Source organism: Clostridium sp. 1001271B_151109_B4, assembly GCF_015670405.1.
GTDB lineage: Bacteria > Bacillota > Clostridia > Clostridiales > Clostridiaceae > Clostridium.
Genome location: NZ_JADPBQ010000023.1, coordinates 1 through 8,710, shown reverse-complemented (window position 1 = coordinate 8,710; position 8,710 = coordinate 1). Strand labels below are relative to the sequence as shown.

General features: G+C 29.2%; 10 protein-coding genes, 2 tRNA genes and 1 other annotated feature. All 12 genes read right to left on the bottom strand.

Annotation, left to right across the window (positions count from 1 at the left end; translation table 11 throughout):
* Positions 1–116: 116 nt before the first annotated feature.
* Positions 117–740: a DTW domain-containing protein gene (locus I4V63_RS13415; protein ID WP_196001751.1), complete on the bottom strand. Its 624-nt coding sequence runs from the start codon at positions 738–740 to the stop codon at positions 117–119.
* A 143-nt stretch (positions 741–883) separates the two neighbouring features.
* A complete protein-coding gene (gene panD / locus I4V63_RS13410; protein WP_196001750.1) occupies positions 884–1,270 on the bottom strand; it encodes an aspartate 1-decarboxylase in 387 nt (128 codons plus the stop codon).
* 16 nt (positions 1,271–1,286) lie between these two features.
* Positions 1,287–2,132, bottom strand: coding sequence for a pantoate--beta-alanine ligase (panC, locus tag I4V63_RS13405; RefSeq protein ID WP_196001749.1), 846 nt, complete (start codon positions 2,130–2,132; stop codon positions 1,287–1,289).
* A gap of 12 nt (positions 2,133–2,144) precedes the next feature.
* Positions 2,145–2,972: a 3-methyl-2-oxobutanoate hydroxymethyltransferase gene (gene panB, locus I4V63_RS13400; RefSeq protein ID WP_196001748.1), complete on the bottom strand. Its 828-nt coding sequence runs from the start codon at positions 2,970–2,972 to the stop codon at positions 2,145–2,147.
* Positions 2,973–2,975: 3 nt separating this feature from the next.
* A complete protein-coding gene (locus I4V63_RS13395) occupies positions 2,976–3,818 on the bottom strand; it encodes a DUF2520 domain-containing protein (RefSeq protein WP_347707738.1) in 843 nt (280 codons plus the stop codon).
* A 249-nt stretch (positions 3,819–4,067) separates the two neighbouring features.
* Complete coding sequence (gene serS, locus I4V63_RS13390; protein ID WP_196001746.1) at positions 4,068–5,345, bottom strand: serine--tRNA ligase; 1,278 nt, start codon at positions 5,343–5,345, stop codon at positions 4,068–4,070.
* Between the two features lie 61 nt (positions 5,346–5,406).
* Positions 5,407–5,619: a binding site (T-box leader), on the bottom strand.
* 40 nt (positions 5,620–5,659) lie between these two features.
* The gene (locus I4V63_RS13385; protein ID WP_196001745.1) at positions 5,660–5,893 is read right to left on the bottom strand and encodes a DUF1667 domain-containing protein; all 234 of its coding nucleotides are present in this window, start codon (positions 5,891–5,893) and stop codon (positions 5,660–5,662) included.
* Between the two features lie 12 nt (positions 5,894–5,905).
* Positions 5,906–7,318, bottom strand: coding sequence for an FAD-dependent oxidoreductase (locus I4V63_RS13380; protein ID WP_196001744.1), 1,413 nt, complete (start codon positions 7,316–7,318; stop codon positions 5,906–5,908).
* Between the two features lie 17 nt (positions 7,319–7,335).
* Positions 7,336–7,842, bottom strand: a complete 507-nt coding sequence (locus I4V63_RS13375; protein WP_196001743.1) for a transcription repressor NadR — start codon at positions 7,840–7,842, stop codon at positions 7,336–7,338.
* A 15-nt stretch (positions 7,843–7,857) separates the two neighbouring features.
* Positions 7,858–8,352, bottom strand: coding sequence for an HD domain-containing protein (locus I4V63_RS13370; RefSeq protein WP_347707737.1), 495 nt, complete (start codon positions 8,350–8,352; stop codon positions 7,858–7,860).
* A gap of 147 nt (positions 8,353–8,499) precedes the next feature.
* Positions 8,500–8,575, bottom strand: a tRNA-Ala gene (locus I4V63_RS13365).
* Between the two features lie 5 nt (positions 8,576–8,580).
* Positions 8,581–8,657 (bottom strand) — tRNA-Ile (locus I4V63_RS13360).
* Positions 8,658–8,710: the final 53 nt, after the last annotated feature.

The window sequence follows — 8,710 nt, the reverse complement described above, 5'->3', positions numbered from 1 at the left end:
CACACGCACGCCGGTTTTCAAGACCGGTGCCTTAAACCAACTCGACCATCTCTCCTCGGAACAATTGTTATTATATCAATGTATAAATACTATGTCAACACTTTTTATCAATTTTTTTATTTAATTTTATGACCACTAATTCCAGCCTTATAACTTTCTAAAAATAACTCAAAACTTTTATCTATAATTTCACTTATATTATTTTCTTTATTCATCTTAAGTAACTCTATTGCCGTTTCTATAGTACATAGATTTCCCTCTTCTTGTCCTCTTCGTAAGCTAAACTTTGAGCTTCTCTCTATATCTAAAGATATTATAGGTAAATCTTTTAAGTAATTGCTTTTTCTTATTATCTTCCAAGCTTCTTTCCATGTTCCATCTACAATAATAAATACAGGTATACTATTACTTTTACTATATTGAATTTTTCTTTTTTTCATTTCTTCATTAATAATAGGAAATATCAAATATGTGCTATAAATATTACTATTAATATAGTTTAAAACTTTTTCTGAAACCGCTCCTCTTTTCCATATAATTATTTCAGTAGATTTTGGATTTATTAGTTTTAATAAATTAGCTGTATTCGTATTTCTATGTACTTCTCGTTCACTAGATAAAATTATAAACTTAGCTTTTGTTTCAACTTTTTTTATACTATTGCATATACAAGTTATAACTGGTAAAGCACACTCACTACAATTATTACATACCTTAGTTATTTGCTTTTTATTTATCATCTTAAAACCTCTTAATTACATATCTTAATAACTACATAATACTACATCTAACTATTAATAAAAAATGGTAAAGTAAGACTAAAATATTTTCTTACTTTACCATTCCCATTTTATGCTAATATAAATATATTAATTTTATTTTTTTATTCAGATAATTGCCCGTGTTTTTCATAACTAGTAATTCTACTAATTTTATTTTCATTATCAACAAAAACAACCTTTGGCTTATGATTTTTTACTTCCTCTGTCTCTAAATTAGCATAAGCCATTAATATTATTTTATCTCCAACTTGTACACATCTTGCAGCAGCCCCATTTAGGCAAATCATACCTGATCCTCTTTCACCAGCTATTGTATATGTTTCAAATCTAGCTCCATTGTCTATATCAACAATATGAACCTTTTCATATTCATATATTCCTGCTGCATCTAATAAATCCTCATCAACTGTAATACTTCCAACATAATTTAATTCAGCTTGTACTACTGTTGCTCTGTGTATCTTTCCCTTTAACATATTTACCTTCATTGTTCTTCTCTCCTTGCTATAACTCATACGTAAAATTATCTATTAATCTAGTTTTTCCTATAAATACAGCTATTGCTACTAATACTGATTTGTTAATTTCTTCAACTTTCTCTAAAGAACTACTATCTACAATCTCTACGTAATCAATTCTTGCTAATTTTTCACTCTTAATACTATCTTCTATAACTTTAATTATGCTAGAACTATTTCTTTGTCCATTTTGAATTTCTTCTTTTCCAAGCATTAATGACTTATTTAAAATAGTAGCAGCTACTCTTTCCTCTTCTGAAAGATAAGTGTTTCTTGAACTTTTAGCTAGTCCATCTTCTTCCCTAACTATAGGGCATCCAACTATCTCAATATCAATATTTAAATCTCTTACCATCCTTTTAACTACTGCTAATTGTTGAGCGTCTTTTTCCCCAAAATAAGCTCTATCTGGTGCTACGATATTAAATAACTTACTAACAACAGTGCATACACCTCTAAAATGTATAGGCCTGCTCTTACCACATAATCCATTTGTTAATCCATTCATATCAACAAATGTAGAAAAATCATTAAAATACATTTCCTCATTTTCTGGATGGAATATAAGATTAGCTCCTGCCCTTTCGCAAATTTCACTATCTCTTTTTAAATCTCTAGGATAACTAGCTAAATCCTCTTTAGGCCCAAATTGAATAGGATTTACAAATATGCTTACAACAACTTTGTCATTCTCTTCTGATGCCTTTTTAATAAGACTTTCATGACCTTCATGTAAATACCCCATTGTTGGAACAAAACCAACCTTTAAGCCTTGTGATTTCCATTCCTTTACGGTACTTCTTACATCATTTATCCTTTCAACTACTCTCATTTTTCTTCCCCTTTAATATAATTTTTCAATTACGTCATCATTTATTTTAAAAGAATGTTCTGCAGCTGGAAAAACACCATCTTTAACTTCTTCAATATATTTTTTGAACGCTACATTCATCTTTTCACCTAAAGTTTCATATTTCTTAACAAATTTAGGCGTAAAATCACTATACATTCCTAACATATCTTGATAAACAAGTATTTGCCCATCACATTCTACTCCTGCTCCTATTCCTATTGTTGGAATAGATAATTTTTCAGTTATTATAGCTGCAAGCTTAGCTGGAACACATTCTAATACAACAGCAAATGCTCCTGCCTTTTCTACCGCTAAAGCAGCTTCAATAAGATTTTTTGCGGCTTCTTCATCTTTACCTTGAACCTTAAACCCACCAAATGCATTAACTGATTGTGGTGTTAATCCAATATGAGCCATGACAGGTATTGAAGCCTTTACTATTGCTTCTATTTTATCGCAAACTTCAATTCCACCTTCTAATTTAACAGCTTGTGCTCTTCCTTCTTTAATTAATCTTCCTGCATTAACTACAGCATCATAAATCGATGTTTGATATGACATAAAAGGCATGTCTCCAACTACTAAAGTGTTTTTAGTCCCTCTTGCTACAGCTCTAGTATGATGTATCATATCTTCCATAGTAACTGATAATGTATCCTCATATCCTAAACATACCATTCCTAATGAATCTCCAACTAAAATCCCATTTATTCCAGATTCATCAATTATCTTTGCTGTAGAGTAATCATATGCTGTAAGCATAGTAAGCTTTTCTTTCTTTTCCTTAGCTTGTTTAAATGTAACTGCTGTATTTTTCATAACCTATTCTCCTAAATATTCATCTAAATTTTTATAATCTCTAGCTGAGTTTTTTACCTTTGCTATTTTCAAAATATTTTTTGATAATAATTTATATAATTCTTTATCTTCTTCTCTTAAAACATTTAAATGATTAATTACAGTAACTAAATCCCCTCTTTCTATTGGACCAGTTAAACTATTAACTGCTCCCTTTTCCTTAATATTCTTTAAGTTAAATTCAATTAATGGATAAAGGGCTTTCATAGCCATATCTTGAGTGAAACCACATTCTTCAAGATAATTAATTCCATTATTAATTAATCCTAAAACAAGATTGCTGACAGTTACTGATGCAGCATGATATAAAGTCTTATTTTCTTTTGAAATAACAGCTACATCATTACCTAATTGAGAAAAAAGTTGCTTAAAAAATTCAATATGTTTTTTATGTCCTTCAATTGTAATAAATGCTTGAGATAAATTTTTATAAGAATTATATTTGTCCGAAATAGCAAACATGGGATGAATAGAATAACCATAGGCACCATGATTATTTATATTTGAAAAGATTTCTGAAGAAATAGAACCACTACAGTGGCATATTAATTTATCTTTGATAGATAATTTTTTGATTTCACTCCAAACAACACTAATTTCGCTATCAGGTGTTGTAATGAATATAGTATCACTATCTTTTATTAAATTTTCTAAATTGTTATATTGCTGTGTATTAGTAAAAACTGCAGCTTCTTTAGCTGAATGCTGTGATTTACTATAATACCCGCTTATGTGTATATTATTTTCTTTTAGATATTTTCCTAAGGAAAATCCAACTTTTCCTGCTCCAATAAATCCAAATTTTATATTTATCACCTCCATTAGAGTGTGACACTACTTAGTCCCATTCAAAATTGATATGAGCTATTTCTTTTCTTCTTAAATTTTCAAATATATTATATATGGTGCGGTTTAATTAAAATACCACCCATAATAAATCTAACATATCCCTAAAATTTGTCAATGCTTATTAATTAGTAAAGCTTTTATCTTATATGAAATAAAAATGAGATATGAGAAAATTATTATTAATTATCTCATATCTCATATATATTATTATTTTATAACTGATTTTCCACCCATATATGGTCTTAAAGCTTCTGGAATATTTATTGATCCATCTTCATTTAAGTTATTTTCTAAGAATGCAATTAACATTCTAGGTGGTGCAACAACAGTATTATTTAAAGTATGTGCAAAGTATCTTCCATTTTCTCCATTTACACGAATCTTTAATCTTCTAGCTTGAGCATCTCCTAAATTAGAGCAGCTTCCAACCTCGAAGTATTTTTTTTGTCTTGGAGACCAAGCTTCAACATCAATAGACTTAACCTTAAGATCTGCTAAATCTCCTGAACAACATTCTAATGTTCTAACAGGAATATCTAAAGAACGGAATAATTCAACTGTATACTTCCATAACTTTTCAAACCATTCTTTACTTTCTTCTGGTTTACAAACAACTACCATTTCTTGTTTTTCGAATTGGTGAATTCTATAAACTCCTCTTTCTTCTATTCCATGAGCACCCTTCTCTTTTCTAAAGCATGGTGAATAGCTAGTTAAAGTTTGAGGAAGAGATTCTTCTTTTAATATAGTATCAATAAACTTACCTATCATAGAATGTTCACTTGTACCTATTAAGTATAAATCTTCACCTTCTATCTTATACATCATTGATTCCATTTCAGCGAAGCTCATAACACCAGTAACAACTTCACTACGAATCATGAATGGAGGTATACAGTAAGTAAATCCTTTATCAATCATGAAATCTCTAGCATAAGATAATATTCCTGATTGTAATCTAGCAATATCGCCCATTAAATAATAGAATCCATTACCTGCTACTTTTCTAGCTCCATCTAAATCAACACCATTTAACTTTTCCATTATTTCTGTATGATATGGAATTTCGAATTCTGGAACTACAGGTTCACCAAATTTTTCAACTTCTACATTTTCACTATCATCTTTTCCTATTGGAACACTTGGATCAATAATGTTAGGAAGTACTAACATTATATTTTTTATTTTTTCTTGAAGTTCATTCTCTTTAACTTCTAATTCAGCAAGACGATTAGCTTGCTCGTTAACCTTAGCTTTTAATTCTTCAGCTTCCTCTCTCTTTCCTTGCCCCATTAATGCACCAATTTGCTTAGAAATTGTTTTTCTATTTGATCTTAATGAATCAGCCTCTTGTTGTGTTGCTCTACTTTCAACATCTAAAGCTATAACTTCATCAACTAATCCAAGCTTTTGATCTTGGAACTTATTTTTAATATTTTGCTTAACTATTTCTGGATTTTCTCTTACAAATTTTAAATCTAACATAATATCCTCCAATTGTTTTTATAAATTATTTTCTTGTATAAAAAAAGAGCTCTTATCCCACAAAAGGGACGAAGAACTCCGTGTTGCCACCCTAATTGATAATAATGCATATAAAAACACATTACTATCCACTCTTTATAAAACTAACGGGTTTATCCGTACTGCTCATCACAGTCCCTCCAAGGTGGATTCATAAAACATTGCTATCAGTTCACACCAACCACTGACTCTCTTAAAACACTAATCTTATTACTAGCCTTTTCAACGGTTTAACTAAATAAATTATTATAATATATTAAATATATTATAGTCTGCTACTTTTTGTCAATATCTCTAGTACAAATTATATCTACTCCACTGTTTAATATATTCTTACATATAATACTTCCCATTTTTATAGGAATACTTACATATAATCTACTAACAACTTTTGACATTTCAATCCATAACTCTCTTTCTACCTCAGCGCTACTTTTAACAGGAACAACCTTGAATCTGTCACTTCCTTTTACCCTTACTACTGATGTAAATATATCTTTTTTCCCCATAATATACTCCTACTATATTTCTTTAAATTCTTTTATTCTACCAGAAATTATATTAGAATTTTTTGAGTCATCAACTATATCTGTAATTTTTTTATCTAATTCCCTAGCTAATATTTGTATTATTCTCTCATTGCAATATGAACCATGACAATTTCCAAATCCGGCACCAGTTCTTCTTTTAACTCCTTTAACAGTTCTTGCACCTAAAGGCCTTCTAATAGAATCAACTATTTCTCCTTCAGACACATTATTGCACATGCATACAATCTTTCCATATCTCTTATCTAACTTAATTACTTCGTTAATTTCGCTTCTATCCATTTCTCTAAACCTATAAAATTCACGTCGTTTATCAATAAAGTTCTTTTTTAATCTGCAATTTAAACTGCTACTGATAGTATCACATAGCATCTTAGCTATTGCTGGCGCTAATGTAACCTTTCCATAATGGGTTCCTATTACACTTATATATCCCTTATTTATTTGCTGTTCATCAACTACTATAGAATCTTTATCATAGCTTTCCCTAAATAAATTATTTATATTTCCTTTGTTTAAGTTCTTTAATAATTTACTGGCATAATTTAAGTTATCATCTAAGCTTGTTTTTTCAATGCTCTTTATGCCAACTAATGATCCACCATTTAAAACTGGAGTTGAGACAACAAATGTATCTTTATCAAAAGTTTTTGTTACTATTCTATCCAATTTATTTTCATAATTATCATCAAGTAAAATATAACTCATATTTTTAAATGAATTTATATCATCTTCTGTATCTTTTTCTTCTACTATCCCTTTTTCGTTTATATAAATTTCATTTGCTATTGTATTAATAACTACTTTACATGAAAATTTATTTTTATTTGTAACGACTCTGAAGCCTTTTGTTATATTTTGAATAGTTAATACTTCTTCTTCTAATCTAAAGTTGACCCCGTTATCAAATGCAACTTCAGCATATGCTATTGCTAAATCATAAGGTGCTACTATCGCAACATTTTGTGAATATAAGCCCTTTTTTATGGCTGTATTTATGTTAGGTTCTATTTCATATACTTCATCTGGCTCTACTAAATAAACACCATCTATGCCCCTTCTAATAGCTCTTTCATACATTTCATCTAATTTAACTACCCCGTTATCATCATTAACTACTCTTAATGATCCAATTCTTTTAAAAGGTACATTAAACTTCTCACATAAATCTTCTAATAATATATTTCCTATATACTCTAATCCAGCCATCACATTATTAGATGTTTCAGAACCATCATATACTATAGAAGTATTAACGAAAGATACATCATCAGCAATGTCATATTCCTTTTCAATCACAGCTATATTTAAATTATATTTAGATAATTCATAAGCAACAGCACATCCAATAATACCGCCACCTAAAACTAAAACATCATAATCCATAATCCAATTCCCCTAATTTATAAAATAAATCCCTTTTCTTTTAATTCATCTTTTATTAACTGCATATTCTCATCAGAATCAGCAGATATTGTGTGAAGATGTATTCCATCAGTAAGTACTGATAATGGCTTTGCTTTTATATCTTCTAATGAAGCTCTAAACTTATTTAAATCATTAAGATTCTTTATTCTTAATGCTCCACATATCTCTCCATAAATAGGATGCTCAACTATTACATCTTCTATAATACCTCCATATTTAACTACAATCTCCATCTCATTAAACATTTCATCATCATTATGTTTTACTGCTATTATTGATTTTACCCTACTATTATCATCATTAATCATATAACCATCTGGGGTTGCTATTATATTATTTCCTTTAGCTCTTAATATAGCTATATCCTTAACTATTATTTGTCTGGTAACATTAAAATTTTCAGCTAATGTTGTACCTTTAATTGCTCTTTTTTCTTTTATTAACATTCCCATAATAGCATTTCGTCTTTCATCAGCTTTCATAATTAATCCCATCCTTTAATTTCTATTATCACTTTCTCTTATTATCTCTAGCAGTTTATTTCCTACTATATTTTTATTGTGATGATATCTAACTGTATCTAAAAATTCTTTATCATATACATTAAATTGTTTTAATAAATTAGCTCCCTTTTCTGCATGATTATAATAAGAGTCTACAGCCTTAATAGTATTATATTTTTTTAATTTACCATTACTTACTTTATTAAGTATTACTAAAACTGATTTTTCAACTATATTAAGTCCATATTCTCCTTTTCCTATATCATGAAGCAATGCAGCTTTTGCAACTCTTTTTGAATTTAGCCCTCTCTCTTTTGATAAATCAACTGCATCTTTACTTACTCTAATACAATGTTGCTTATCCATTTTCTTTAATCTATTAAACAACCTTTTTTCCTTCTTATTCAAAAATTTATTTACATAGTCATTATCAATATCTTCTGATAATGATTTTATTGCCCAAAAAAATTGTTTTACTCTATATAACACGATTTTTACCACCTAGTTTTTAACATATATTGTAATACACATTCATATTTATAATACCACTATTAGATAAAAAATAAAGTCTAAATAATATTATTCATATATTTTTTATAATAAACGCAAAAAAAGCTACGAAATAAATCGTAGCTTTGGTGGAGGTAAAGGGATTCGAACCCTTGACCCCTTGCGTGCAAGGCAAGTGCTCTCCCAACTGAGCTATACCCCCAAAAATGGTGGACCTTCAGGGACTCGAACCCCGGACCTACCGGTTATGAGCCGGTTGCTCTAACCAACTGAGCTAAAGATCCTCATATTACCTGGCAACGTTCTACTCTTCCACACAGTCACCCGTGCAGTACCA

Bases quoted from the DNA above. Each gene is read 5' to 3' on its own strand.
- panC (WP_196001749.1), bottom strand. From the start codon at position 2,132: ATGAGAGTAGTTGAAAGGATAAATGATGTAAGAAGTACCGTAAAGGAA.
- serS (WP_196001746.1), bottom strand. From the start codon at position 5,345: ATGTTAGATTTAAAATTTGTAAGAGAAAATCCAGAAATAGTTAAGCAA.
- panB (WP_196001748.1), bottom strand. From the start codon at position 2,972: ATGAAAAATACAGCAGTTACATTTAAACAAGCTAAGGAAAAGAAAGAA.
- panD (WP_196001750.1), bottom strand. From the start codon at position 1,270: ATGAAGGTAAATATGTTAAAGGGAAAGATACACAGAGCAACAGTAGTA.
- I4V63_RS13415 (WP_196001751.1), bottom strand. From the start codon at position 740: ATGATAAATAAAAAGCAAATAACTAAGGTATGTAATAATTGTAGTGAG.
- I4V63_RS13380 (WP_196001744.1), bottom strand. From the start codon at position 7,318: ATGGATTATGATGTTTTAGTTTTAGGTGGCGGTATTATTGGATGTGCT.
- I4V63_RS13375 (WP_196001743.1), bottom strand. From the start codon at position 7,842: ATGAAAGCTGATGAAAGACGAAATGCTATTATGGGAATGTTAATAAAA.
- I4V63_RS13385 (WP_196001745.1), bottom strand. From the start codon at position 5,893: ATGGGGAAAAAAGATATATTTACATCAGTAGTAAGGGTAAAAGGAAGT.